Origin of the sequence: Flagellimonas sediminis (assembly GCF_010500845.1) — a bacterium.
Lineage (GTDB): Bacteria > Bacteroidota > Bacteroidia > Flavobacteriales > Flavobacteriaceae > Flagellimonas > Flagellimonas sediminis.
The window spans coordinates 144,036-169,466 of sequence record NZ_JAAAMI010000003.1 but is presented as its reverse complement, the minus strand read 5'-3'; the positions used below and the strand labels follow the sequence as shown (position 1 = coordinate 169,466).

Annotated in this window: 24 protein-coding genes; 8 read left to right on the top strand and 16 right to left on the bottom strand. The window is 44.0% G+C overall.

The window, feature by feature from the left end:
• Nucleotides 1-17 precede the first annotated feature (17 nt).
• Complete coding sequence (locus GTK07_RS07680; protein ID WP_163634702.1) at nt 18-164, top strand: hypothetical protein; 147 nt, start codon at nt 18-20, stop codon at nt 162-164.
• Here the strand turns inward: GTK07_RS07680 and GTK07_RS07675 are convergent.
• The 5 genes from GTK07_RS07675 to GTK07_RS07655 all read right to left on the bottom strand — a co-directional run bounded on the left by GTK07_RS07675 (nt 161) and on the right by GTK07_RS07655 (nt 5,142).
• Nucleotides 161-787 carry a hypothetical protein gene (locus tag GTK07_RS07675; protein ID WP_163634701.1) on the bottom strand — a complete coding sequence of 209 codons (627 nt, stop codon included), beginning with the start codon at nt 785-787 and terminating at the stop codon, nt 161-163. The genes GTK07_RS07680 and GTK07_RS07675 overlap by 4 nt on opposite strands.
• 45 nt (nt 788-832) lie before the next feature.
• Entirely contained in the window at nt 833-1,132 is a 300-nt protein-coding gene (locus GTK07_RS07670) for an HPF/RaiA family ribosome-associated protein (protein WP_163634700.1), read from the bottom strand.
• Between the two features lie 81 nt (nt 1,133-1,213).
• Nucleotides 1,214-2,536, bottom strand: a complete 1,323-nt coding sequence (locus tag GTK07_RS07665) for an ATP-dependent 6-phosphofructokinase (RefSeq protein WP_163634699.1) — start codon at nt 2,534-2,536, stop codon at nt 1,214-1,216.
• Nucleotides 2,537-2,547: 11 nt separating this feature from the next.
• Entirely contained in the window at nt 2,548-4,164 is a 1,617-nt protein-coding gene (gene pckA, locus GTK07_RS07660; protein WP_163634698.1) for a phosphoenolpyruvate carboxykinase (ATP), read from the bottom strand.
• Nucleotides 4,165-4,350: 186 nt separating this feature from the next.
• Entirely contained in the window at nt 4,351-5,142 is a 792-nt protein-coding gene (locus tag GTK07_RS07655; protein ID WP_163634697.1) for a universal stress protein, read from the bottom strand.
• A 196-nt stretch (nt 5,143-5,338) separates the two neighbouring features.
• Here GTK07_RS07655 and GTK07_RS07650 point away from each other — a divergent pair, with 196 nt between their 5' ends.
• Both GTK07_RS07650 and GTK07_RS07645 read left to right on the top strand, forming a co-directional pair.
• Complete coding sequence (locus GTK07_RS07650) at nt 5,339-6,298, top strand: ROK family protein (protein WP_163634696.1); 960 nt, start codon at nt 5,339-5,341, stop codon at nt 6,296-6,298.
• Nucleotides 6,299-6,397: 99 nt separating this feature from the next.
• Nucleotides 6,398-7,126 (top strand): energy transducer TonB, encoded by a 729-nt coding sequence (locus GTK07_RS07645; RefSeq protein ID WP_163634695.1) that lies wholly within the window; start codon nt 6,398-6,400, stop codon nt 7,124-7,126.
• A 54-nt stretch (nt 7,127-7,180) separates the two neighbouring features.
• Here the strand turns inward: GTK07_RS07645 and GTK07_RS07640 are convergent, their stop codons facing one another.
• Nucleotides 7,181-8,383 carry a succinylglutamate desuccinylase/aspartoacylase family protein gene (locus tag GTK07_RS07640; protein ID WP_163634694.1) on the bottom strand — a complete coding sequence of 401 codons (1,203 nt, stop codon included), beginning with the start codon at nt 8,381-8,383 and terminating at the stop codon, nt 7,181-7,183.
• 2 nt (nt 8,384-8,385) lie between these two features.
• A complete protein-coding gene (locus GTK07_RS07635; protein WP_163634693.1) occupies nt 8,386-10,230 on the bottom strand; it encodes a glutamate-cysteine ligase family protein in 1,845 nt (614 codons plus the stop codon).
• 181 nt (nt 10,231-10,411) lie between these two features.
• On the opposite strand from GTK07_RS07635, the gene hemN reads away from it, so the two are divergent.
• On the top strand, nt 10,412-11,770 hold the full coding sequence (hemN, locus tag GTK07_RS07630; protein ID WP_163634692.1) for an oxygen-independent coproporphyrinogen III oxidase: 1,359 nt from the start codon (nt 10,412-10,414) through the stop codon (nt 11,768-11,770).
• A gap of 16 nt (nt 11,771-11,786) precedes the next feature.
• Nucleotides 11,787-12,608, top strand: coding sequence for a universal stress protein (locus GTK07_RS07625; RefSeq protein WP_163634691.1), 822 nt, complete (start codon nt 11,787-11,789; stop codon nt 12,606-12,608).
• 90 nt (nt 12,609-12,698) lie between these two features.
• Here GTK07_RS07625 and GTK07_RS07620 read toward each other — a convergent pair whose 3' ends face one another.
• The 9 genes from GTK07_RS07620 to GTK07_RS07580 are packed head-to-tail and all read right to left on the bottom strand — an operon-like array spanning nt 12,699 to nt 22,618.
• Nucleotides 12,699-13,967: an acetyl-CoA hydrolase/transferase family protein gene (locus GTK07_RS07620; protein ID WP_163634690.1), complete on the bottom strand. Its 1,269-nt coding sequence runs from the start codon at nt 13,965-13,967 to the stop codon at nt 12,699-12,701.
• Nucleotides 13,968-13,983: 16 nt separating this feature from the next.
• A complete protein-coding gene (locus GTK07_RS07615; protein ID WP_163634689.1) occupies nt 13,984-14,694 on the bottom strand; it encodes a sulfite exporter TauE/SafE family protein in 711 nt (236 codons plus the stop codon).
• Between the two features lie 2 nt (nt 14,695-14,696).
• Nucleotides 14,697-15,143, bottom strand: a complete 447-nt coding sequence (locus GTK07_RS07610; RefSeq protein WP_163634688.1) for a FixH family protein — start codon at nt 15,141-15,143, stop codon at nt 14,697-14,699.
• Nucleotides 15,144-15,154: 11 nt separating this feature from the next.
• Entirely contained in the window at nt 15,155-16,564 is a 1,410-nt protein-coding gene (ccoG, locus tag GTK07_RS07605; RefSeq protein ID WP_163634687.1) for a cytochrome c oxidase accessory protein CcoG, read from the bottom strand.
• Nucleotides 16,565-16,608: 44 nt separating this feature from the next.
• Nucleotides 16,609-17,568, bottom strand: coding sequence for a cbb3-type cytochrome c oxidase N-terminal domain-containing protein (locus GTK07_RS07600; protein ID WP_163634686.1), 960 nt, complete (start codon nt 17,566-17,568; stop codon nt 16,609-16,611).
• A 4-nt stretch (nt 17,569-17,572) separates the two neighbouring features.
• Nucleotides 17,573-17,761, bottom strand: a complete 189-nt coding sequence (locus GTK07_RS07595; RefSeq protein ID WP_163634685.1) for a CcoQ/FixQ family Cbb3-type cytochrome c oxidase assembly chaperone — start codon at nt 17,759-17,761, stop codon at nt 17,573-17,575.
• Between the two features lie 2 nt (nt 17,762-17,763).
• Nucleotides 17,764-19,965, bottom strand: coding sequence for a cytochrome-c oxidase, cbb3-type subunit I (gene ccoN, locus GTK07_RS07590; protein ID WP_163634684.1), 2,202 nt, complete (start codon nt 19,963-19,965; stop codon nt 17,764-17,766).
• Nucleotides 19,966-19,967: 2 nt separating this feature from the next.
• Complete coding sequence (gene ccoS / locus GTK07_RS07585) at nt 19,968-20,174, bottom strand: cbb3-type cytochrome oxidase assembly protein CcoS (protein WP_163634683.1); 207 nt, start codon at nt 20,172-20,174, stop codon at nt 19,968-19,970.
• A gap of 59 nt (nt 20,175-20,233) precedes the next feature.
• Complete coding sequence (locus GTK07_RS07580) at nt 20,234-22,618, bottom strand: heavy metal translocating P-type ATPase (RefSeq protein ID WP_163634682.1); 2,385 nt, start codon at nt 22,616-22,618, stop codon at nt 20,234-20,236.
• A gap of 119 nt (nt 22,619-22,737) precedes the next feature.
• On the opposite strand from GTK07_RS07580, the gene GTK07_RS07575 reads away from it, so the two are divergent.
• The 3 genes from GTK07_RS07575 (at nt 22,738) to GTK07_RS07565 (ending at nt 25,422) form a co-directional block, all read left to right on the top strand.
• Nucleotides 22,738-23,427, top strand: a complete 690-nt coding sequence (locus GTK07_RS07575; RefSeq protein ID WP_163634681.1) for a Crp/Fnr family transcriptional regulator — start codon at nt 22,738-22,740, stop codon at nt 23,425-23,427.
• Nucleotides 23,428-23,508: 81 nt separating this feature from the next.
• Complete coding sequence (locus tag GTK07_RS07570; protein WP_163634680.1) at nt 23,509-24,420, top strand: universal stress protein; 912 nt, start codon at nt 23,509-23,511, stop codon at nt 24,418-24,420.
• Between the two features lie 66 nt (nt 24,421-24,486).
• Entirely contained in the window at nt 24,487-25,422 is a 936-nt protein-coding gene (locus GTK07_RS07565; protein WP_163634679.1) for a pyridoxal-phosphate dependent enzyme, read from the top strand.
• Nucleotides 25,423-25,431: the final 9 nt, after the last annotated feature.

Sequence of the window (25,431 nt, the reverse complement as noted above, 5' to 3'; positions counted from 1 at the left end):
ATAGAAATAACACTATTATGGCAAATGAAGTTTCTTTTGGGGATAAGCTTATGGTATCCTTTTTAAGGGTGATGGTCTTTATCTTGATCATCATTTTGATCGCAATCCCCGTGTGTATTCTTTTAGACTTTTTGGGGGTGATGGATGCCTTGGGCTTTTCCTAGAAAATAACTTCTTGCTCGCCCATGGACTTGGTAATCAACTTGATGTAGGAATCGATCGCTTTTTCAACATTTTGAGGTTCGGTGACATCTACTTCACCACGCCAGATCAAATCCCTTTCCTTGCCAACGCAGATACAGTATAAGGAAGTTTCTGCATGATAAATGTTGAAACTATCGTAATATTCGGGATCGTAATAAATGTCTTGGTGCTCTAAGTAATCATTGCTGAACCGCACGAGCATTTTGTCAATATTGTTAAGGTGTTCCTTAAAAGTGCTTCTATTTTCTGTACCCACCACCTTTGTGAACAGAATGGCGTCAAACCCTTTTTCCAATAATTGCTCTTCAACATCCTCTATTTCCTTTTCCGATCTTTGGGAAGAGGTAAATTCCACATCGAATAGATCAATGCTGCGCATGGCATCCACGCCCTGCTTTTTCAATTCGTCCACAAACTTGGTCTCGAATTCCATCCTTGCATGGTCATCTCGAAACATCCCCACCACCAAAACTTGGTAAGCATCAAAAAGGACAATATCAGGGTTCTTCCATGTGCCAACGAGCCTGGTAGAGGAGCATCCCGTAAGGAGTAAAAGGCCTATTATGAACGTTTTGAATTTCATTACATTGGATTTAGTATGTCATGCACAGCAATAATCTTTTTTACATCAGTGGGTTGCAAAAGTAGCCTGTCGCTTTTCAAGCTGCTTTCGCAAGTCTTCAATGGTATTGGCCATGGACTTTTCAAAATCATCAGAACTGGATTTGGCAAAGATTCTTGGACCCGGTGCGCTAAGCTCTATCTCGCATACTTTGCCCTCTCCGGATTTATCGTTCTCTGTTTTAAAAAGTACGTTGGCCTTGATCAACCAACTGTATTTTGTTTCCAAACCTTCCAGTTTTTTCATCAACAATTGGGTCAATGATTCACTGGTCATCATTTTCTGATATTGAACATGTACTTCCATGATAATTGTTTTAATATATCCTAAAACTAATACTACAATAATTGGTATTAAATGACAATTATCAGTTCAAGTTTCGATCCATTACCCTAGGAAAAAAGGTTGCCCCGTACTTTGCAGTACCGAAAACCAAAACTCCCCCTCAAGATCGATCTTCTTTCTTTTTTTGGTGACTTCTGAAATGGGTACATAAACGTATTTATTGTTCACCTTACTGGCAACAAACTTGGTCTTACCGGCCATGGCACCATGAACGGCATGATAGGCCAATACACTACAGTATACACTATCGCTGGAGTTGGCAGGTGCACACCTGATAATATAACTGGGGTCGATGTATTTGATGGTTACTGGTGTATTGCGTTCCTTAAAATAGTCACCAATTTTTTCCTTTAGGAACACCCCAATATCTTCATGTTTAATGTTTCCTGAAGCATCTTTGATTTCCTTCCGGTTCTTGAACAATTCTTGACCGGCACCTTCCGCTACCACTATGACGGCGTGCTTTTTCTGTTCCAAACGTTGTTCCAAAGCTTTTAGAAATCCGTTGTCCCCTTCAAGGGAAAAGTTCATCTCGGGCACAAGTACAAAATTTACCACGGGCATGGCCAAAGAAGCTGATGCCGCAATGAAACCACTATCACGCCCCATCAATTTGATGATCGAAATACCGTTATAGGCCCCAGTGGCCTCATTATGGGCATCCCGTAAAATAGGACTGGCCACATCAAAGGCGGTTTCAAAACCGAAAGATTCATCAATGAGATCGATGTCATTATCTATGGTCTTTGGTATGCCCACCACACTGATCTTGGCATTTCTACGGGAAATTTCCTCACCAATGGCATTTACCCCTTTGAGGGTACCATCCCCTCCAATGGCGAACAACATATCCACATGGTTTTTCTGGAGGGTATCCACCATGACCCCAACATCTTGTCCTCCCCTTGAAGAGCCTAAAAAAGTTCCACCAAACTGATGGATGTCCCTTACCTTTTCTGGGTTTAGTTCCACAAACCCATGTCCTTTTTCGGGATTCAAACCTTCATACCCGTATGGAATGCCAATGATCCTCTTCACCCCATAAAAATAATGGAGGGCCATGACCACACCCCGAATCACATTGTTGATGCCTGGGCACAGTCCCCCGCAGGTAACTATGGCCGCGGTGACTTCTTTAGAGTTAAAATAGATATGCTGTCGTGGCCCGGCCTGTTGCAAGCAGATGGGTGCCTCGCCGGTACTAAGACAATGATTGTAATGGGCCAGGGACAGATCGAAGACCAACCGATCCGATTCACTTACAAAATCAAAAAGATTATCCCCTTTTGTGGTGCTCAATTTTATGGGGGAATCGAATTGCGATTCCCCCAATTGTTCAATATTAAAACGATTTGTTATGCTCACTACAATCTTGTTTATAAGTGTTCAGTCAATGCATGGTGTGAATCTATCAAAGGTCCACCATTAAGGATTTCTTCGGAGGCCTGGTTGGCAAACTTGTCAAAGTTGATATGAAAGGCATGTGCCAATTGGATTGCCTTGCTCACGTATGCCCCTTTTTGTAGCCAAGTGTTCATTGGGTCCAAGATCTCCGTGGGTACCCCTGGACAATACTTGGGCATACGTAGTCCAAAAATGGGATGTGTTTCATAATCCACATCATCCAACTTACCCTCCAAAATGGCAGATATCATGCCCCGTGTATATTTCAATTTGATCCTGGATCCTACACCATAGGGTCCTCCGCTCCATCCAGTGTTCAACAACCAAACGTTTACACCAGCCTCAGTCATTTTGCTGCTGAGCATTTCAGCATATACGGTTGGATGTAAAGGCATGAACGGTTCCCCAAAACATGCCGAAAAGGAAGGTACCGGTTCGTTGATCCCCGCTTCAGTTCCAGCAACCTTTGCCGTATATCCGGAGATAAAGTGGTAAGCTGCCTGACCAGGAGTCAGTTTTGAAACTGGGGGCAGAACACCAAAAGCATCACAGGTCAAGAAAAAGATATTGGTTGGGTTGGATGCATAGGAGGGCACTTGAATATTATCAATATGATCGATAGGATAACTCACCCTTGTATTTTGGGTGATGGTACTATCGAAGTAATCCACTTCCTTGGTTCCTTTTTTAAAGACAACGTTTTCCAAAAGGGCCCCTGGACGAATAGCCCTAAAAATATCGGGTTCCTTTTCTTCGCTAAGATCAATCACTTTGGCGTAACAGCCACCTTCAAAATTGAAAATGGTATTTTCCTTGGTCCAGCCATGTTCGTCATCACCGATCAATTTTCGGTTGGGGTCTGCAGAAAGGGTTGTTTTTCCAGTTCCAGAAAGTCCGAAGAAAATAGCGGTATCGCCATTTTCCCCAACATTCGCGGAGCAGTGCATGGGTAGCACCTCTTTTTCCATTGGGAGAATAAGGTTCAGGGCCGAGAAAATTCCTTTCTTCATTTCACCGGTATAGGCAGATCCTGCCACCAAGGCAATTTTCTTGGTAAAGTTCAAGATGGAAAAATTACTGCTCAAAATGCCAAATTCAGAGGGAGTGGGAGCCTCATACCCAGGGGCACAGAGCACCAACCATTCTTCTTCAAAACCATCCAACTCGTTTTCCTCCAACCGTAAAAACATATTCTTGATGAAATAGTTGGACCAGGGATATTCGGTAATGGTCCTCACGTTCATTCGGTATTTGGGATCGGCACACACATAGGCATCCCTTACATAAACTTCCTTGCCCGCCAAATATTTGGTGACCTCATCATACAGTTTATCAAAATTTTCTGGGGAAACGGGTTTATTGATCCTGCCCCACCAGACTTTGTCTGCTGTGTAGTCATCTTTCACCAGAAAACGGTCTTTTGGGGAGCGACCCGTAAATTTACCTGTATTAACACATAGGGTACCATTATCCGTCTCCACGCCCATACCTTGTTCCAAGGTCAATTTTTGCAACGTTTCCGCATCAAGGTTCCAATGAGCCGTCACATGATGCAATCCATACTTGCCTAGGTCTTTGGTTGTGTCCATGTTTTTGTTTTTTGTGGTTAATAGGCCCCAATCCCTTGGAGCCATTATTTAGGTTGTATTAAGTAAGAGAAGGGGCAGTGCCCCTCATCTTTAAAAATGTTATGAACTTTTACCTTATACCATTTCATGGAACATTTCATCAACACATCAATGTCCCGTAATGGCCAGTTTATCTGATTCCGGCCATTAATCCAAGGTTAGAACAGGCACCTCGGAATGAAGGGTCAACAGCTTTGTCAAGCGTCCTTCGGATGGAGTGCTCATCATGGTATGGTTTCTTGGTAAAATGGCCAAAAGGTCAATATTCTTCTCTTGGATATAGGTGAGGATACCCTCTTCCACATCTTGGTTTTTGTTGAAAGTGTGTTCGGCATAAAAATGTTCCAAATAGTACTCCAACAAGTTTTCCGTTTGCTCCTTTATGGCTTCTTCGGCATAAACCGATTCTTTGTAGATGGTCAACACGTGTACCCTAGAATCAAAGGTGCGGGCAATGTCCAATAGAACCCTTAGTACATCCCTGTCATCAATTTTATCCCCGCCCAGTACCAAAGCAATATCCTTGGGTTCGTTGATGGCGCATCCATAGGGAACGGAAATGACCGGACAATTGGCCTGTAGGACCAATTTTGAGGTATTGGTAATGGCCTCATCGGTAATCTTATCCCCCATGGTACCCATCATGATAAGATCGGCATCACTTTTCTTTTGGGCCGAAAGAATGGTGGTGATCACATTACCCGTCTCCGTTGCAAAAGTAGGGGCAACCTTCAACCTTACGCTGATGGATTCCAATACTTTGGCAAAATCGGTTTTAAGTTTTTCCCCATCGTTTTTATCGATGGGCATACTGCTCACATAAAGTGCTAAAATTTCTATGGAACGTTCGGTACCGATAAAGTTGGCCACGTACTCCAAGGCGTTCAAGGAAGCCTCTGAAAAATCAAAGGGTACCAATATTTTTTTAAAACTGCTCATACCTATTTTATTTAATTATTCCTTAACTCCTGATTCAAAAGTAGAGTCGGTCCATGACCTAAAATATGACAGGTGTCAGGTTTTGAACTTTTGCTTGATATTAGGAAATTTTCTGCCCTTTTAAAAGCACTACGGGTTATTTTTTTGACAGCATAATGGTTATATTTAAAAACTTCAAAATTATGTACCCCCAATTATGGATTTAGTAATAGGAATCGACATAGGCGGCACCCAAACCAAAATGGGATTGGTAGACCAAAATGGGAAATGCCACGAAAAGACCATTTTCAGGACCAGGGACTACCCTGACCTCGAGAAATATTTGGACAAGATCAAGGAAACTTCCGATGATCTCATCAAAAATTTCGGGCAACCGGTCAATATCCTTGGATGTGGGACCGGGGCACCAAACGCATCCAGTAAAAATGGCACCATTGAAAATGCGAGCAACCTTGTTTGGAAGGGAAGTGTTCCTTTAGTAAAAAAGCTCCAAGAACGCATGGACATGCCCATCCGGATCATGAACGATGCCAGTGCCGCGGCCTTGGGCGAAATGCTCTTTGGGTGCGCCAAGGACATGACGGACTTTATCGTGATCACTTTGGGGACCGGATTTGGAGCGGGCATTGTGGCCAACGGTCGGTTGATTGATGGTTTCGATGGCTTTGCAGGTGAATTGGGCCATGTAGATATGACCTTGGGAGATGGCCGACTTACCGGACTTGGGGTGAAGGGAGGCTTGGAAGCCTATGTATCGGCCACGGGACTCAAGCGTACCATTATGTATATGCAAAGCAAATACCTTACCGAAAGTAGGTTTCGGGATATTGCCTATAACGACCTTCATGGTGAGGACATTACCAAAGCTGCGGAGGAAGGGGATGAAATTGCCCTCATGGCTTTTGACTATACGGCACGCATCATGGCACTGGCATTGGCCAACTTTACGGCCTTTACCCAACCGGAAGCTTTTGTACTTATGGGCGGACTCACCAATAGCGGCAAATGGATCATGGACCCGTTGAAGGACTATTTTGAAAAATCAGTTTTGGAAGTGTATAAGGGCAAGGTAAAATTGATCCTTTCTGGCATGGAAGGAAAAACGGCCGCTATATGTGGGGCAGCGGCCTTAATTTGGGAAAATCATAAAAATTGATGCGTTTAAATTAATTTTTGTCATTTTAAGAACCTGATTATTATCATGTTTTTTGATTTCGAGGCTAACTACCTTTAACCTAGTTAAATAGTAAAAGTCATGAAACCAAAAAAGAACCCAAATGCCGAAATAGGACGCAATAGTAGTCTTTATTTCATGTTAGGCCTTACTTCGGTATTGTTTGTTACATGGCAATCCTTGGAAGTAAAAGTCTATGAAAAGGAATCCACTGCCTCAGAAATTGTTCAGGTAATGGATGAGCTTAAAGAGGATGTTCCCATTACAGAAATGATCAGAACCACCCCTCCGCCCCCACCACCCTCCGCCCCCGATGTGATCGAGATCGTGGAAGATGTGGAAGAAGTGGAAGAAACCGTTATTGAGAGTACCGAAAGTAGTCAAGACACCTACATTGAAGACGCCATAGTTAAAGTGGACGATGTAAATGTGGAAGAAGTGGAAGAAGAAATAGTGGTACCCTTTGCAATCATTGAGTACGTTCCAGTTTTTCCTGGATGCGAAATCTATCAGACCCAAGAAGAACGCAAAGAATGTTTTAACCAAAAGGTCCAAGAACACATTAAGGAAAACTTCACCTACCCTCCTACCGCACTTGAGATGCACATCACCGGCAGGGTTTATGTTCAATTTGTGATCGATTCCCAAGGTAGGGTCAGTGGCATTGAAAAAAGAGGCCCCGATAGGTTGTTGGAAGATGAGGCAGCCCGCATCATATCTTCCTTACCAAAGGTTAAGCCCGGACAACAACGCGGTAAGGCAGTAAGTGTAAAATACAGCATACCGATCAACTTCATCATGAAGCAATAAGGGTTCCGACAGATGAAGAGGAAAAGGCCTAAAAAATGATTTAGGCCTTTTTTTTTATGTGTTGAACCAATCGGCTTTTTGATAATCTTCAGTCTTTGAGGCCCGCTCCCTGTTCTTGGCCACTAAATGGGTCGCATCAAACTTACGGGCCCTATACCCTAACAAATGCAGGAAGGATCTGGCGAAAAAACGTGCCACCCTTTGATCTACCATCAAAGTGTCCTTCTCCTTGGATTTCCATTGTACCCCGGGCAATTTCACCAATAAATGATCTACTTTGAATCTTCGGAGTTCTTTGGACATCCACAATAAAAATTTGGGAATGGGCCGGATAAAATAAAAACCTTCATTCCCCTGCTCTTGGTAAAGGGGCATAAAAATCTGCCTCCTTTTATGGATTTTCATTTCAATGCCATTTTCTATTGCTATACTTTTCCATTTGGGAACAGATTGAAAGTTGACAAAACCTGGCAGCATTTTAAATTGGCTATGTGGGGCAATAAGATGCTGATGGTAGATTTCATAGAGTTTATGGCTCTCCTTCCCCGTCCCAGAAATGGCCTTTCTTAAGTTTTCCTTCTCTTCGGAAGAAACCAAAATAGTTTCCGTGAGCGCCATGGAGTACCGAATAAAGGCAATGCAGTTTTGGATGGCCTTACCATCGTTGTGCTGACCACTTTCAAACCCTAAGGAAACGTAACCCAGTTCGTTGATATAACTCAAAAGGGCACCCTCTAGGTATTCCTCTATCCCCAAAATGATGGGTAATGGATAATGGGATGCATATTTTCTGTTCAACAAGCTATCGTTCATGACCATAAATGGGATGGTATCACTGGAAGTTGTATGAAGGTCCAAAAAATAGAATGGTGGCTTACTGTTCTCCAATATTCCTTGGAGCAATTGATACAAATGTTTCAGTTCAATTTCTTCCAGGTGCTGGACTTCTTCTTTGCCCATCACGGAGGTTATCCGTTCAGGTAACCAAATCCGGTTCAAATCTTCTTGTTGATACCTTAAGTTTTTGGACAAGGCCCCAAGATTTCCGGTGATGGCATACACTTCACCCTGAATGGGTATATTTTGTGATCTAATTTCCTGAAAAACCTGTCGAAGGGCGAACACGCCTGCAGGCTCATTTCCGTGGATGCCCCCAAAAAAGACCACAGTAGGCCCCCTCGATGTTCCCTGCAAATGGTCAAGGACCCTTTCCATCTTTATGGTTTCATTCAATGCTATGCTATGCACTTTGCACATGCCTAAAGATCTATTTTGCTAATAATGCCCACAATATGGTTGTCCACACAAACAGGAAGGCATCCGATCTGATGGTCTTTCATCAAATTCTTGGCTGTTATAATTTCCGTTTTAGGCTGAACCGTGATCACTTCTTTGATCATGATGTCCGACACCTTGGCTTCCTCCTTGTCCAGTCTTTCCAATTTTTCCATATGGCTCCAAGTAAGTAACCCTACCAATTCACCTTTGCCATTTTCAACTGGAAGATGGTGTATGTTGTTCCATTTCATGATGGCTACCGCCAAATTCGCGTAATCATCTTCATAGAGTTTGATTAGTTTGGTGCTCATGATCTGTCCCACCCAGTGGAAGGATTCAGCGGTCTCTGCCATTCCTTCAATTGGTTTCCATTCATGAACCGGCAATCGGGATTCCTGGTTTTGGTGCATGGACTTGGTCAATTGTACAATAGCACTATCCAGCTTCATTTGACCCCTGAGACCCCTAAAGTTCTTGATCTGCCATTCGGCCCCAGTTCCATTTTTGAGCCTTCCTTCAATTACACCCAATAGTCGGGTGATATCCGCTTCATCTATTTTGAATTTTCGCAATCCTGCATAGGCAATGGGCAAAAGTTCTTCCCGTACCAATTTTTTGGCCGAAACAATCTTGCCCATCCATGAGAACATGGCCTGTCTTCCATTCATCGCTGCCCGAAGGAAATTGAGTTTGGCTTCCCTAAAATCCATCACTGATGGCATGTCGTCAAACTGTGTCGGCCTGCCTGCCATTAACCCTACCCAAAATGCAAAATTGGCCATCTCGTCCAATACTGTGGGGCCAGAAGGAATGTATCTACTCTCAATCCTGAGGTGTGGTTTTCCGTTTCCAACACCATAACAAGGTCGGTTCCATCTGTAAATGGTACTGTTGAAAAGATTGAGGGCCTCCAACTTGGGCACTTTACCGTCGTTCAATAGCTCCAAGGAATTTTGAGTAATGGGTTTGGTCAGCAAAATGCGATGGGTAGAAATATCCTGTTTGAAAATTTCGGCCGCGGAGTTCTGCTGCCACCGTTCCCCAAAACCTACCCGTGCCACTTGTTCCTTTACGGCCTTGGTCCATTTTCGGGTATCGAGACTTTGTTGAAAAAGGGCGATTCGGGTTTCCCTCCAGAGTTCTTTGCCCAAAAGCAATGGCGAATTACAGCAAACGCCCAATACCGGACCTGAAATGGCCTGTGCCCAATTATAGCTCTTACTAAAATTTTCAGGCGCAATCTGCAAATGCAATTGAAAACTGGTGTTGCAAGCCTCAAAAAGAACGGAATCATGACGCAGGGACAATTCATCCGCACCTTTTATCCGTACCATAAAATCATCTCCCCGCCATGTTTTCAATATTTCATTGATCCGATAATACCTCGGTATAGGGGTCATAAAATCCATACCCAGTTCATCTTTGCTGATAGTAGGTAAAATTCCGGTCAACAAAATTTTCGCTCCGGATAAGCCAGCTCTATCATTGGCCTTCTCCAACAAACCTTCCAACTGGTTTTGCATGGAACGGAAACAATCCTGCTCAAGTGTCAAGGGATCAAGGTTGGCTTCAAGGTTGTAACTGGCCAATTCGGTGGTAAAATGGGCATCATCCAATGCCGCAATGACTTCCAAAGATTTAGGTGCCGGCCTATAATCCTGATTGATAAGGCACATTTCCTGTTCAGCACCGATCCGGACCTTGTCGTTTTCAATAAGTCCATCACGAATCATGCGTTCCAAGGCATTGATATCGTCAATCAAATGGGCCACAAACGCTTTGCGTTCCTTCTCATCGAATCGACTTTCGGCAATATGTTCTCCCATGAAATTGGCGTTTAGATCCTCTAGCAATTTCATAAAGTTACTGTACCACAGCACCTTAAAATATGATGGTTGTCAGCCTAACATACCATAAATGGCTCTATTTGTGGCAATACTGACATTTGTCATATTTTCAGAATCCATACCAAGGTAATTTTGGACTATAATGTTAAGGTATGCAGTAATGTGTGAATTAGTTCAAAAATACAATGTGCCCGGTCCAAGGTATACCAGTTACCCCACGGTACCTTATTGGGAAGATGATAACTTTTCTGGAAAAAAATGGCGGTCCAGCGTGTTGAGGGCCTTTGAGGAACACCCTGGTGAAGGTATCAGCATTTATGTACACCTTCCGTTTTGTGAGAGCATGTGTACCTTTTGCGGATGTCATAAACGCATCACCAAAAGGCATGAAGTAGAGGTTCCGTACATAAAGGCAGTTCTAAAAGAATGGGAATTATATGTGGCTCTTATGGAGTCCAAACCCGTGATCAAGGAATTGCATTTGGGTGGTGGAACCCCCACTTTTTTCTCCCCGGAGCATTTAAAAATGTTGATCGAGGGAATCTTACAATTGGGCAAAAAAGCCCATGATATCGAATTTAGTTTTGAAGGACACCCCAACAATACCACCAAGGAACATTTACAAGCCTTGTACGAAGTTGGGTTCAGAAGGGTGTGCTTTGGCGTTCAGGATTACAACTTGACCGTACAACGGGCCATCAACCGGATCCAGCCGTTCGAAAACGTGAAGAAAGTAACGGAGTGGGCAAGAAATATCGGGTATACCTCAGTAGGCCATGACATCATCTACGGATTGCCTTTTCAAAATTGTGATGATGTTGAGCAAACGATCATGAAAACGAATGCACTAAAACCAGACCGCATTGCGTTTTATAGCTATGCCCACGTGCCATGGTTAAAAGGCAACGGGCAAAGAGGGTATGATGAAGCAGACCTCCCTTCCGCAGTGGAAAAAAAGGCCCAATATGAAATGGGCAAAAGAATGCTAACCGAATTTGGATATAAGGATGTGGGCATGGACCATTTCGCCTTGCCTACCGATGACCTGTACTTGGCCTTGATAAATGGCTCCCTGCACCGAAACTTTATGGGCTACACACCATCCAAGACCCAACTGATGATCGGTTTGGGTGTATCGAGCATCAGTGATAGCTGGTACGGGTTTGCCCAAAATGTAAAGAGCGTGGAAGAATATGAGGATTTGGTAACACACGGAGTTATTCCTATTTTTAAGGGACATATCTTGAGTTCTGAAGATGAGTTACTGCGAAGGCATATCCTCAACATCATGTGCCAATTTAAAACAACATGGACCGAGGAGGAAGAGCAAGTGGCGGATTTTCAAAAAATAAGGGAGAACCTATCCGAACTAAAATCCGACGGACTTGTTGAAATCAAGGAGAAATCCATCACCGTTACAGAAAAAGGAAGGCCCTTTGTGAGGAATATCAGTATGGCATTCGATTTAAAATTGCATAGAAAAAAACCAGATACCCGAATATTTTCCATGACCGTTTAACCTAAAAAGCAAAAAAATGAAAAGTATAATTGTACCCGTTGATTTTTCAAATCAGTCCGAAAAGGCACTAAAAGTGGCCGCTTCCCTAGCCAAAGAGCATAGTGCCGAACTCTTGGTGCTCCACATGTTGGAGCTCTCGCCCGCAATTATGGGCGAATCGGGCTATATTTCCCAGGAACAAGTGGTACATCTTATCAAAATAGGAGAAAAGCGATTCACCGATTTTTTGAACAAACCCTATTTGAAGGATGTCAAGATTACGCCCGTGATCAAACATTACAAAGTGTTCAGTGAGGTGAACGAAATTGCCGAAAAGCACAAGGCCGATCTTATTGTGATGGGATCCCATGGTACCGATGGCCTACAAGAAATCTTCATTGGATCGAACACGGAAAGAGTGGTGAGAACTTCCGATGTACCCGTATTGGTAATCAAGGGAGATGTTGAGAGCTTTAAACCCAAAACCTTTGTATTTGCCAGTGATTTTGAGGAAGAAAACCTACCGGCCCTTAAAAAGGCCATGGAAATGGCAGACCTGCTCAAATCCAAATTCCATTTGGTGTACATCAATACACCTGGGGACGAATTTTTGAGTACGGGGGACGCCTATACCAAGATTTCTAAATTTTTGGACGCAGCAGGTATGGGAGTAGCCGTAGAAATTTACAATGATTACACTGTTGAAAAAGGTGTTCTCAATTATAGCGACAAGGTTTCTGCCGATTTGATCGGAATCCCGACCCATGGCCGAAGAGGATTGTCGCACTTCTTTATGGGCAGTATTGGTGAGGACATCGCCAACCATTCCGAAGTACCGGTAATCACCTTTAAAATCTAGTGGATTGCATTTTTGATTGGTTTCATGTGATTCAAGAAAGGGGACAATTCCAAAGAATTGTCCCCTTTTTTTATGCTTATGGTTGAGTCCTTATCCGTGGAATCTTTCAAAGGCCGCTTTCTCCAAAGCTTCCCTATGATCGGGATGTGCTATGGAAATTAGGGCCTTGGCCCTTTGCTGCAAATTCTTTCCGTACAGATCTACCACGCCATGTTCGGTGGCCACATAATGCACGTGGGCCCTTGTAGTGGTCACACCCGCCCCTTGTTGCAGAAATGGGGTGATCTTAGAAACTCCCTTATTGGTAACAGATGGCATGGCAATAATGGGTTTGCCTCCCTTGGACAAGGATGCCCCTCGGATAAAGTCCATTTGTCCCCCAACACCCGAAAATTGTTTGAACCCGATCGTATCGGCACAGACCTGACCGGTAAGGTCAATCTCTATGGCACTGTTGATGGCCGTTACCTTTGGGTTCTTCCTGATTACTGCCGTATCGTTGGTATACGCCGCCTCCTTAAAGTCACAGAGGGGATTGTCATCAATAAAATCATAGAGTTTTCGGGATCCTACGGCAAAACAGCTTACAATCTTACCCTGTTTTACTTTCTTCTCTTCCCCTGTAATCACCCCTTGTTCAATAAGTGGAAGGATGCCGTCCGAGAACATCTCGGTATGGATGCCCAATCTTTTGTGGTTCTCCAAGTTGGCAAGTACCGCATTCGGAATGTTACCGATTCCCATTTGTAAGGTAGCCCCATCTTCGATCAAAGAGGCCACATGGTACCCGATATGTTTTTCCACTTCGGAAATTTCGGTGGGCTCGTGTTCATGGATCGGATGGTCCACTTCAACGGCAAAATCAATTTTATTGATGTGGATGATGCCATCGCCATGTGTTCTTGGCACTCGGGGATTGATTTGGGCCACAACCTTTTTGGCCTTTTCCAGGGCAGGCAGGGTAACATCCACAGAAACCCCCAAAGAGCAATAGCCATGTTTATCTGGAGGTGAAACCTGAATGAAGGCTACATCCAAAGGAATGATGTCCCTTCGGAACAACAGATGGATCTCGCTTAAAAAGATAGGCACATAATCGCCTTTAAAACCGTTCACAAAACCCCGTACGTTGCCCCCAACGAACAAACTGTTCAAACAAAAACTTTCGTTACAGGGCGCTTGGGTATATCTGGCTTCGCCCTCGGTGTGGATGGACACGATTTCAATGTCCTTGATTTCGGTATGTCTGTCGCAAAGCGCATCAATGAGTACGTTAGGGGTCATCGCCGCTCCTTGAAAAAATACTCTGTCTCCAGATTTTACTACACTTACTGCTTCCTGGGCCGTTGTTATTTTCACTTTGGGTATATATATTTTAGGGTTGATGGCATTCAATGGCGGCCGTTACCGTTCCGGAGGACATGGGTTTTGGGGATACATAAGGAATCCCAAGACCAAGTCCCCTTACAATAAACAAAATACCGATGAGCACCACAAATACGGGAATCAATTTTTGAAACTTCATTTTGATGGAATTGCCCAACATGCCTTTGGAATAGACCACGAGGGACATCAAGGGAACGGTTCCCAATCCGAACAGCATCATGTAAAGTCCGCTTTGCAGTGGACCTCCCAATGCAATGGCTCCCAATAGGGCCATATACACCAGTCCACAAGGTAAAAAACCGTTGAGGAACCCAATGGTCAAAAAGGCATCCGGGGTCTTTTTTTTGAGCTCTCCCCCAAGTTTGGACTTTACTTTAGCCAAGATGGAATAGACAGGGGTGAATATTTTATGCCCGTTCAGATATTTACCTGGAATGAGCACCAACAAAATCATAAGCACCCCTATGCCAATAGACAGTTTTTGTTGCATCCCGAACAGGGACAAGCCCTTGCCAAGGAACCCGAACAACATGCCGATAATGCCATAGGCCATCAATCTTCCGAAATGGTAAATGGACAGTTGGACCGTTTTCTTTGCCACGTTTTCATGGTCCAAGGGCAGCATAAAAGCAATGGGGCCACACATGCCCAAGCAGTGCAGGCTTCCCAATAACCCCAAGACCAATGCAGACGTTAACATTGTTAATAGACGAGTTTCTGTTTATGTAAAAAGGGCTTACCTTCGTATTGCCACTGTACTGTAATGTCCCAGCGACCGTCTACCAAGCGATTGTCAGGTATGAGCAAATGTGTATTGGACAAACTTATAGGAAAGTTGGAATCCAAGTGCTTGTTAGACGGTCTATATAGGGACACTGTTCCTGTTATCTTTTGGGGGTCAAAACGCTCCGGAAAGGAAATCACCAAACCTTCTTCTGTTTTTTCAACCTTGAGGTTGGCGTTCATTTCGGTGGCCGATTCCGAGTCGTCTATCTGTTTTTGATAGGATAGTTCCGCTTTGTAATATTCCTCGGTGACCAAATCGTGGTTGGCCCTGTCATCAGTGCTCATCCTTACTACAAAATATAGGATGAAACCGATAAAACCGATAAATGCCAACACTATCCCTGTTCCCCAATTTATTTTCATTTCAATACTATTTAGTTGTAACTCCTTGGTGCCAAAAACTGGGTCACCGTTGTTTCTATTAATTTATCGCCACTGTACACCCCGATCTTCAGCTTATCCTTGTCTCCTGTAAGGGCCGATGCATTGATCTCAATAAACAAGGTACCTTCTGCCAATTGCTCTGCAGGTATGGTAAACTTGTCCTGTGACACCATGATGATATTACCGTTGTGCGACATCAATTTGAACGATACATCCGGGATATCCTTGGTGGTCTTGTTCACCAATTTATAGGTGTACACGTTGCTGATGATGTTGTTATCCTTTCTTTCATACAATTGACCAGGCAATCGCAACACGTTGGCTTCCACCTCATTCCGAAGGAAAAGCATTCCAATCAAAATTCCGATCAATACTACAAGCACAGCGGTATACCCTTTCATACGGGCCGTGAACTTGAACTTATCCTTTTTGGTGATCTCGTCCTCGCTAGCGTAGCGGATAAGTCCCCTAGGTTTGTTGATGCTGTCCATGATATGGTCGCACTCATCAATACAAGCGGTACAGTTCACACATTCCAATTGTGTTCCATTCCTAATATCAATACCTGTTGGGCAAACATGTACGCACTGGAAGCAATCGATGCAATCCCCAAAACCTAAAGCTTCACGATCTTCATTTTTTCGGAATTTTTTACGTCCGTTTTCCGCTTCACCACGTTTATGGTCATAGGCCACCACAATGGATTTGTTATCCAGAAGGACCCCTTGCAACCTTCCGTATGGACAGGCAATGATACATACCTGCTCCCTGAACCACGCAAAGATGAAATAGAATACGCCGGTAAAGATCAACAAGGGTACCATGGTACTCAGGTGTGCCATAGGACCATCGGTGATATAGGCGAGTAACTTATCGCTACCGATCAAGTACGCCAAAAACACGTTTGCAATAAAAAAGGAGATGATGAAAAATACAATCCATTTCAGCACCCTTTTTCTTATTTTTTCAGCATTCCAAGGAGACCTATCCAATCGCAACTGGGCACCACGGTCACCATCGATCCAAAATTCGATGCGACGGAAGACCATTTCCAAAAAAATGGTCTGGGGGCACATCCATCCACAAAATATACGGCCGTAGGCCACTGTGAACAGTGCAATGAAAATGACCCCGATGATCATGGAGATCACCACCAAATGAAAGTCCTGTGGCCAAAATGGAAATCCAAAGATATTGAAGCGACGCTCCAACACATTGAACATCAAAAATTGATGGCTCCTAATTTTGACAAAGGGTGCGGCGATCAAAAAAATCAGCAAAAAGTAGCTTACGTACTTTCGGTAATCGTAATACCTTCCACTGGGCTTTTTTGGAAAAATCCACGCCCTTTTACCTTCTTCTGTGATTGTGCCTATGGAATCCCTAAAGTTCTCTTCCATTGCATGTGCGTTTTATGAAAATTTGCGACAATGTCCTCTATGGACTAGTCCATGGCCACTGTTGTGGAATCCGAAACCTGCTCTACCGGTGGTGTTTCAGATTCCGTTCCTTCCGGTTGCTGTGGCGCATTGGGATCCACCCAGAGATCGCCTTGCGCCTCTTTTGGATTGGCAGGAGTTGTTCCTCCCAATGTTAACACGTAACTGGCCACCTGGGCTATTTCGGCTGGTTTTAGGCTTTGTTTCCAAGCAATCATCCCTTTACCGTCACGACCTCCTTCGGAAATGGTATGGAAGACATTTTTGATGCCCCCGCCCAAAATCCAATACTCATCGGTCAGGTTGGGCCCAATACCACCTCCACCATCTGCCATGTGGCAGGCCACGCAATTGCCCTGGAATATTTTTTCCCCGGCACTCAGATCCGATGCATCGGAAAGGAATTCCACAGTGTTTACATCCACAAGATCTTTAGCGGTTTTTTTGTATTCATCTATGGCCAACTGGGCCGCGGCCACTTCTTGTTCATACTCCAATTTTTGGTCGTAATCGCCCACAATGTGGAAACGTACTAAATAGATTACGGCAAAGATCATGGTACCATAGAACAGGTATACCCACCATGGCGGTAGTACGTTGTCCAACTCGCGGATACCGTCGTAGTTGTGGTCGAGAATGATTTCGCCTTCCTTTTCAATGGAACGGCTACGGGTCAATTTTGACATAACATTTTTGGCCCATGTCCACTCAAATTTCTTGTTCTTGGCGGCAAGGTATTTTTCCTTTCCTTCCGCAGAAAGGGTTTGGAACATGATATTCTCAATGGAACCCAAGATCAGCTCAATGGCAATCAAGATCATCAAGACCAAGAGCATAAAAAACTGCGTAATGGGGTATTCGATGATGGCTGGTTTATCTCCAGAGTCTATAAAATATTCCATCAATCCGAAGATCAAAAAGAATAGTACGGGTACGCGTATCCACCAGGGTGTTCTTGTGCTCATAGTTTTATAGTTTGTTTTGTTGATTGTCGTCTTCTAAAGGCAGCTCGCCCATCTCTTTGATGTGTTCCTTGGTTGCGGTCAATACCCACCATCCCAATAGGACAAAAAATACAAAGAAGATCAGCAGGGAAATCATCGGGTAGTTGGCTACTCCGTCAATGGTTTCCATATGGTTCTTTACGAATTTCAACATGGTTATTTGTTTTGAGATAGTGTTTCTTCAGTATTCTTGATCTTGATATCAGTACCCAATCGTTGCAGGTAAGCAATAAGGGATACAATCTCACGATCACGCATTTCAACAAAATCCTGACCGTTCTCCGCAGCATATTTTTTATCCGCTTCGTAGGTTTTTACAAACTCAGGATCGGAGTACAGGTTTTTCTCGATTTGTTCCGCTTGGGTAGCCATGTTTTCAGGCGCATTGGCAATATCTTCCTCGGTGTAGGGAACACCCAATTTCACCATGGTTTCCATTTTAGCCCGAACACCACTTCTGTCGTGTCTATCCCTGACCAACCATTTATAGGATGGCATGATAGACCCCGCCGATGTGCTTTGCGGATCGTACATGTGGTTCAAGTGCCAGTTATCCGAATACTTACCACCGACCCTAAGCAAATCGGGTCCGGTACGCTTACTACCCCAAAGGAATGGGTGATCGTAAACAAACTCCCCAGCTTTGGCATACTCGCCATATCGTTCCACCTCGCTTCGGAAAGGTCTGATCATTTGGGAGTGACATCCCACACAACCTTCTCTAATATAGAGGTCACGTCCTTCCAACTCCAATGGCGTATAAGGTTTTACACTGGATATGGTAGGGATATTGGATTTCACCAAGATGGTCGGAATAATCTGAACGATACCCCCGATCAAGATGGCAATAGTGGCCAAAATGGTCAATTGAACCGGTTTTCTTTCCAACCAGTTGTGGAAGGTTTCCCCGGTCACTCGCCTTTTGGATACCCTGGCCAAAGCTGGAGCTTCTGCCAATTCATCCTCAACCCTGGATCCAGCCTTGATGGTCATCACCACGTTGTACAACAGCACGAACATTCCCAAAATATAAAGGCTGCCTCCAATGGCCCTCATCCAATACATAGGGATGATCTGGGATACGGTTTCCAAGAAGTTTCCATAAACCAAGGTGCCATCTGGGTTAAAATCTTTCCACATCAAGGCTTGGGTAAACCCGGCGACGTACATCGGCAATGCATACAAGATGATACCCAAGGTACCGATCCAGAAATGGAAGTTGGCCAAACCTTTGGAGTGAAGGTCGGTCTTGAACATACGGGGTACCAACCAATAGATCATACCAAAGGTCAAGAAACCGTTCCAGGCCAAGGCCCCTACGTGCACGTGCGCAATGATCCAGTCACTGAAGTGTGCTATCGCATTCACGTTTTTAAGAGAAAGCATGGGGCCTTCAAAAGTGGCCATACCATAACCGGTAATGGCAACCACCATGAATTTTAGGGTAGCATCACTTCGAACTTTGTCCCATACCCCTCTCAACGTCAATAGTCCATTGATCATACCACCCCAAGAAGGCGCTATCAACATCACGGAGAACACCACACCTAGGTTCTGTGCCCAATCTGGCAAAGCAGAATATAACAAGTGGTGAGGACCTGCCCAGATGTAGATAAAGATCAAGGACCAAAAGTGCACAATGGATAACCTGTAGGAGTAAATTGGCCTATTGGCCGCTTTGGGCACAAAATAGTACATCAACCCCAAAAAAGGAGTGGTCAAGAAGAACGCCACCGCATTGTGACCATACCACCATTGTACCAAGGCATCTTGTACACCGGCATAAACAGAATAACTTTTCAAAGCCGATACAGGCAACTCCAAACTATTGAAAATATGGAGTACCGCTACGGTAACAAAGGTTGCCAGGTAGAACCAAATGGCCACATACAAGTGCCTTTGTCTCCTTTTTAGGATGGTTCCAATCATGTTCCAGCCAAAAACCACCCAGACTACGGCGATAGCCAAGTCAATAGGCCATTCCAACTCTGCATATTCCTTGGAAGTTGTATAACCCAAGGGCAAAGTCAATGCCGCGGACACAATGATCAACTGCCAGCCCCAAAAATTAATGTTGCTCAGCACATCACTGAACATACGGGCCTTTAGCAACCGTTGAAGGGAATAATAGACCCCTGCAAAAATGGCGTTACCCACAAATGCAAAGATCACCGCATTGGTGTGCAACGGACGCAAGCGACCGAAACTCAACCATGGAATTCCATCTGTAACATTGGGGAATAAAAACATGAAGGCCAACAAGAGACCTACCGACATACCCACTACGCCCCAGAGAATGGTGGCGTATAAGAACTTTTGCACGATTTTGTTATCGTAGCGGAACTGTTGTATTTCCATATTTATTGGTTTGTACTATTCTTGTTTGATTTTTGATTATTCAGGTTTGATTTGTCCTTTTCCTTGACAATCTCGTCTTCAAAAAGCATGCGAACGGAAGGAGTGTACGTATCATCATACTGCCCGCTTTTGACAGACAACACAAAGGCCGCAAAAAAAGCCACGGCCACCGTGACACTTATGGCCAACAACACATAAATAACGCTCATACCTACCTTAATTTGAGGGTAAAACTACTGCTATGACTTACTTCAAAAAATGACATTTATCAGATTTCAATATTTTTTAATCCCTTACCCAAGTAATTGGTGGCCAAGGTGGTGAACACCACAATACTGATGGAACTCAGGGGCATTAATATGGCCGCGATCACAGGCTGCAACTGCCCGGTAACGGCAAAGTACAATCCCACCACATTATAGCAGAGGGACAACATAAAACTCATTTTAATGATTTTGACTGCGCCTTTGGACAACTTGATGAACCTCGGCAACAACTTTATTTTGGATGCATCCAAAATTCCATCGCATGCTGGAGAAAACACATTGATGTTCTCCGAAACTGCAATACCCACATCACTTTGGGCCAAGGCCCCGGCATCGTTCAGACCATCTCCAACCATTAAAACGGTATGCTCGTTTTGGAGTTCCTTGATGTACTCCAACTTATCTTCTGGTTTTTGGTTGAAAACCATTTTGGTCTTCTTTGGTAAGATGTTTTCCAAAATGGGTCTTTCCCCATCATTATCCCCTGATAGTACCCCCAAATCCATTTCGCTGGAAAGCGTTTCAAAAATCTCGCCTAGCCCTTTTCGGTAGGTGTTCTTGAAAACAAATCTTCCCTTCACATCCTCATCAGCACTTACATAGACCGCAGTGTTGGTCATGGACGGCGAAGCTTCCTTGCCCACATAACTGGCGGAACCTACTTTTATGGAATGTTCCTTAACTCTTCCTTCAATCCCTTTTCCGGTATGTTCCTGGAATTCATCCAAGGTCATGATGGCGTTTGATTTTAATATATCGTATAAGGATCTGCTCAACGGGTGGTTGGATGCCCTCAAAGTCGTCTTCAATAAAGCCGTTTCTTCCTCTGTCAAAGCCATACCTTCATACACAATGGCTTCCTTTTGATTGGTGGTAAGAGTACCCGTTTTATCGAAAATGGCGGTATCAATTTTGGCCAATCGCTCGATCACGTTGGCGTTTTTGAGATAAAATTTATGTTTACCGAATATGCGTAGGATATTCCCTAGGGTAAACGGTGCAGCCAAGGCTATGGCACACGGACAGGCAATGATCAAAACCGAGGTGAACACACTCATGGCCATATTCGGCAGATAGACCATCCAAAAAACAGTGGCCAAAGTAGCAATGGTCAAAACCGCAATGGTAAACCGTTTCCCTATACTGTCCGTCAGTGATTGAAAATGACTCACCTTGTCTTTGGCGAATACGGAGTTGCCCCACAATTGGGTCAGGTAACTTTGGGAAACGGTCTTGAGCACTTCCACCTCCAACACATCGCCTAATTGTTTTCCACCTGCGAACAATTTTTCACCGGATTCCCTAAAAACAGCCTCGGACTCACCAGTGACAAAACTGTAATCGATTTCGGCATGGCCCTTGATCAAAATTCCATCCACGGGAATGATCTCTTGACTGCGGATCAAAATCCGATCACCTACCTCAACATTATAGATCTGTACGTTTTCTTCCTCCCCTATTTTGTTCAATCGGGTAACGGCAATAGGAAAATAAGACTTGTAATCCCGTTCAAAGGAAAGATAGGCATAGGTGCGTTGCTGAAAAAATTTACCCAACAGCAGAAAAAATACCAATCCCGTTAGGCTATCAAAAAAACCGGAGCCCAAATCGAACACAATATCAACGGTGCTGCGAAGGAACAGGGCAAGGATGCCCAATGCAATGGGCACATCAATATTCAGCATTTTGGAACGAAGCCCTTTGTATGCGGAAATGAAGTAATCCTGACCTGCATAGAACACCACGGGCAATGAAAATGCGAACATCAACCAACGGAAGACCACCTTGTACTGATCAAGCCAAAATTCCTGTACCTCAAAATACTCTGGGAAGGAAAACAACATCACATTGCCGAAGGCGAACCCGGCCACCCCCAATTTATAGATCAGGGAGCGGTCCACTTTTTTACTCTTTTTGTTGTATTCCTCCAATGAGATATAGGGTTCATACCCAATGCTGCCCAACAGCAGCACCAGAGCTTTCAAGGAAAAATCTTTTGTTTTATAGGTAACCCGGATGGTTTTTTGCGGAAAATCGACTTGGGAGACCGTAATGGCCGAATGTAGGCGGTTTAGGTTTTCCAAAACCCAAATACAGGAACTGCAATGTATGGTGGGAATACTTAAACTCACCACCTGAACACCTTCTTCATTGAATTCCACCAATTTTTCCACGATTTCTTGGTTGTCCAAAAAATCGTATTTCTTGCGGATCTCGTTCGGTGTGGTTCCGGCCTTTGCTTCTATTTCATAATACGTGGCCAGTCCGTTGGATGTAAAAATCTCGTAAACGGTCTTGCAACCGTTGCAACAAAAATCCTTATCATCAAACCGAACCCCATGGTTCCCACAATCGTCCCCACAGTGATAACAGGTTGAGTCTGCCATTATACATTTGCTTTACCTGAGACAAATTTGGGACAGTCTGCCTCTTAAAAATATGATATTTATCAGTAAATTGTGGAGACAATACCCGTAATTTTGTTCAATCAGGTAAACTAATCATTATGGAAAGCAGGTGTGAGAATTGTATCATCAGGCAATTTAACTCTCTTCGTGCCATGAGCAAGGAGGAGTTGAAGCATGTCTCCGATTCCAAGATCACAAAGACCATTAAAAAAGGGGAGGCCCTTTTTGAGGAAGGTGATAAACTCAATGGGGTATATTGCGTTCGTAATGGTATTTCCAAGCTTTCCAAACTAAGTGCCAACGGTAAGGACCAAATTGTAAAATTGGCCACCAAAGGTGAGGTGCTCGGTCAACGCTCCGTGATTGCCGAGGAGAGCACCAACCTTTCTGCCATCGCAGTCCAGGATATGGAGGTGTGCTTTATTCCAAAGGAAAGCATTACCAACACCCTTCAAAAAAACCCCAACTTTACCTTGGAAGTGTTGCGCCATATGGCCCACGACCTGAAAGAGGCCGATGACGTAATCGTGAACATTTCCCAAAAAACCGTAAAACAACGTATTGCCGAGGCTTTCCTTTATTTAAAGAACAATTTTGGGGAAGACGAGCAAGGTTTCTTGGCGCTGACCCTCTCAAGGGAAGACATTTCCAATGTGGTGGGAACCGCAACGGAATCGGCCATCCGTATTATTTCCGAGTTCAAAAAGAAAGGCCTTATACATACATCCGGTAAAAAGATCGGCATTAAGGATGAACGCAAATTGATGGAAATGGTGGACGGTTTTTGATTTCTCAATTTCAAACCTGACAATTGTCATAGAATCCCCCTCCCCATAGGTTTAATTTTATCGCATCATATTCTTAGTCAGATGCAAAAGATTTTAATACCTACGGATTTTTCGGAAAATGCATGGAACGCCATTGACTATGCCATGCAATTGTTCCGCAACAAACGTTGTACTTTTTATCTGCTCAATACCTACACACCAGTGATTCCCAGTAGCCGTTTTATGGCGAAAATGGTGGATGGCGTTCGTATTGTTGATGCGGTGAGGGAGAGTTCTGAACGAGGATTACAGAAAACCGTTGCCCGTATAAAAAGTAAGTATGGCAATCCCAACCATACGTTTGAGACCATTTCTTCCTTCAATTTATTGATGGAGGAAGTGAAGGATATTGTGGAGACCTTGGGTATCCATTTGGTAGTAACGGGGACCAAGGGAGCTTCCGGTGTGGATGAAGTTTTTATGGGAAGCAACACAGTACGCATCATAAAGAGCACCAAAAAATGTCCCATATTGGCCATCCCCTATAATTTTGAATTCGTAACCCCTTCAGAGATTGCCTTTGCCACCGATTTCAATAGATTTTACACCACTTCTGAGCTATCGCCTTTATTGGAAATGGCCAAAATGTTCAAAGCCACCATTAGGATCGTACATGTACAATATGGCATAAAGGCCCTTTCGGAGCTACAGCAGTTTAACCTGAACATGTTGAGAAGGTATTTGGGGGATGTGGAACACTATGTGCATACCGTTTCCGAACTCAGCTCCGTTTCCCACACTCTAGAGATGTTCTCCAAAGAGCTGGACATCCATTTGTTGGCGTTGCTGAATTATCAGCACAGCTATATGGAAAAAATGACACGCGAGCCCATTATCAAAAGAACGGCATTCCATACACAGATTCCCTTATTGGTAATTCCGGAATTAGGTATGGAAGGCATTTCCCTTGAAGAGGAACAGGAAGAGGAACAAAAGATGGAATCCCATCGTTAATTGCAAGTCCCTTCCTATCTTTAAGCCCAGGTTTGGTAATACCAAATCCGGGCTTAATTTTATAGCATGACCAAGCAAGACCTTATCGACTGCCATGATCGGATAAAGCCTTTTATCCATATAACCCCTGTGCTTACTTCCCGATTGATCAATGAAATGATCGGCGCACAACTTTTCTTCAAGTGTGAAAACTTTCAAAGAATGGGTGCCTTTAAAATGCGGGGAGCGGCCAATGCCATTATGCAACTAACGGCGGAACAGCGAAAGAACGGTGTGGTGACACATTCCTCAGGTAATTTTGCCCAGGCCCTATCCCTGGCGGCACAAGGCTTGGGCGTGAAAGCCTATATTGTTATGCCCAATACGGCCCCGCAGGTAAAAAAAGATGCGGTAAGGGGCTATGGAGGCATGGTGATAGAATGCGAGCCCACTCTTGAAGCAAGGGAACACGAATCCAAAAATATTGAAGACCAATACGGAGCTACTTTTATACACCCATCCAATGACGATCAGGTTATTTTAGGACAGGGAACCGCCTGTATGGAACTATTGGAGGCCCAACCTGGCCTTGATTATGTTGCAACTCCCGTTGGGGGTGGCGGATTGATCGCCGGCACGGCCCTGGCCGTCCATTATTTTGGTACAAATTGTAGAACCATTGGGGGTGAGCCCCTAGCTACGGATGATGCCTACCGATCGTTGTTGAGTGGTCAAATAGAAACGAATACAACAACCAATACTATTGCTGATGGCTTGAAAACTCAATTGGGCGATCGTAATTTTCCCATTATACAGAAACATGTGGAAAAAATCATCAGGGTAACGGAAAAGGAGATTATTGCTTCCATGCGGATCATATGGGAGCGACTCAAAATTGTGTGCGAGCCTTCCAGTGCCGTTGCATTTGCTGCAGTATTAAACCAAAAGGGGAAATTCAACGAAAAAAAAATAGGGATCATTATTTCAGGGGGCAATGTAGACCTATCGCACTTGCCCTTCTGAAATTTAGGT

Excerpts from the sequence above, each read along its gene's own strand:
- GTK07_RS07680 (WP_163634702.1), top strand. The coding sequence starts at position 18 with ATGGCAAATGAAGTTTCTTTTGGGGATAAGCTTATGGTATCCTTTTTA.
- GTK07_RS07675 (WP_163634701.1), bottom strand. The coding sequence starts at position 787 with ATGAAATTCAAAACGTTCATAATAGGCCTTTTACTCCTTACGGGATGC.
- GTK07_RS07670 (WP_163634700.1), bottom strand. The coding sequence starts at position 1,132 with ATGGAAGTACATGTTCAATATCAGAAAATGATGACCAGTGAATCATTG.
- pckA (WP_163634698.1), bottom strand. The coding sequence starts at position 4,164 with ATGGACACAACCAAAGACCTAGGCAAGTATGGATTGCATCATGTGACG.
- GTK07_RS07655 (WP_163634697.1), bottom strand. The coding sequence starts at position 5,142 with ATGAGCAGTTTTAAAAAAATATTGGTACCCTTTGATTTTTCAGAGGCT.
- GTK07_RS07650 (WP_163634696.1), top strand. The coding sequence starts at position 5,339 with ATGGATTTAGTAATAGGAATCGACATAGGCGGCACCCAAACCAAAATG.
- GTK07_RS07645 (WP_163634695.1), top strand. The coding sequence starts at position 6,398 with ATGAAACCAAAAAAGAACCCAAATGCCGAAATAGGACGCAATAGTAGT.
- GTK07_RS07640 (WP_163634694.1), bottom strand. The coding sequence starts at position 8,383 with ATGTGCAAAGTGCATAGCATAGCATTGAATGAAACCATAAAGATGGAA.
- GTK07_RS07635 (WP_163634693.1), bottom strand. The coding sequence starts at position 10,230 with ATGGGAGAACATATTGCCGAAAGTCGATTCGATGAGAAGGAACGCAAA.
- hemN (WP_163634692.1), top strand. The coding sequence starts at position 10,412 with ATGTGTGAATTAGTTCAAAAATACAATGTGCCCGGTCCAAGGTATACC.
- GTK07_RS07625 (WP_163634691.1), top strand. The coding sequence starts at position 11,787 with ATGAAAAGTATAATTGTACCCGTTGATTTTTCAAATCAGTCCGAAAAG.
- GTK07_RS07615 (WP_163634689.1), bottom strand. The coding sequence starts at position 14,694 with ATGTTAACGTCTGCATTGGTCTTGGGGTTATTGGGAAGCCTGCACTGC.
- GTK07_RS07610 (WP_163634688.1), bottom strand. The coding sequence starts at position 15,143 with ATGAAAATAAATTGGGGAACAGGGATAGTGTTGGCATTTATCGGTTTT.
- ccoG (WP_163634687.1), bottom strand. The coding sequence starts at position 16,564 with ATGGAAGAGAACTTTAGGGATTCCATAGGCACAATCACAGAAGAAGGT.
- GTK07_RS07600 (WP_163634686.1), bottom strand. The coding sequence starts at position 17,568 with ATGAGCACAAGAACACCCTGGTGGATACGCGTACCCGTACTATTCTTT.
- GTK07_RS07595 (WP_163634685.1), bottom strand. The coding sequence starts at position 17,761 with ATGTTGAAATTCGTAAAGAACCATATGGAAACCATTGACGGAGTAGCC.
- ccoN (WP_163634684.1), bottom strand. The coding sequence starts at position 19,965 with ATGGAAATACAACAGTTCCGCTACGATAACAAAATCGTGCAAAAGTTC.
- ccoS (WP_163634683.1), bottom strand. The coding sequence starts at position 20,174 with ATGAGCGTTATTTATGTGTTGTTGGCCATAAGTGTCACGGTGGCCGTG.
- GTK07_RS07580 (WP_163634682.1), bottom strand. The coding sequence starts at position 22,618 with ATGGCAGACTCAACCTGTTATCACTGTGGGGACGATTGTGGGAACCAT.
- GTK07_RS07575 (WP_163634681.1), top strand. The coding sequence starts at position 22,738 with ATGGAAAGCAGGTGTGAGAATTGTATCATCAGGCAATTTAACTCTCTT.
- GTK07_RS07570 (WP_163634680.1), top strand. The coding sequence starts at position 23,509 with ATGCAAAAGATTTTAATACCTACGGATTTTTCGGAAAATGCATGGAAC.
- GTK07_RS07565 (WP_163634679.1), top strand. The coding sequence starts at position 24,487 with ATGACCAAGCAAGACCTTATCGACTGCCATGATCGGATAAAGCCTTTT.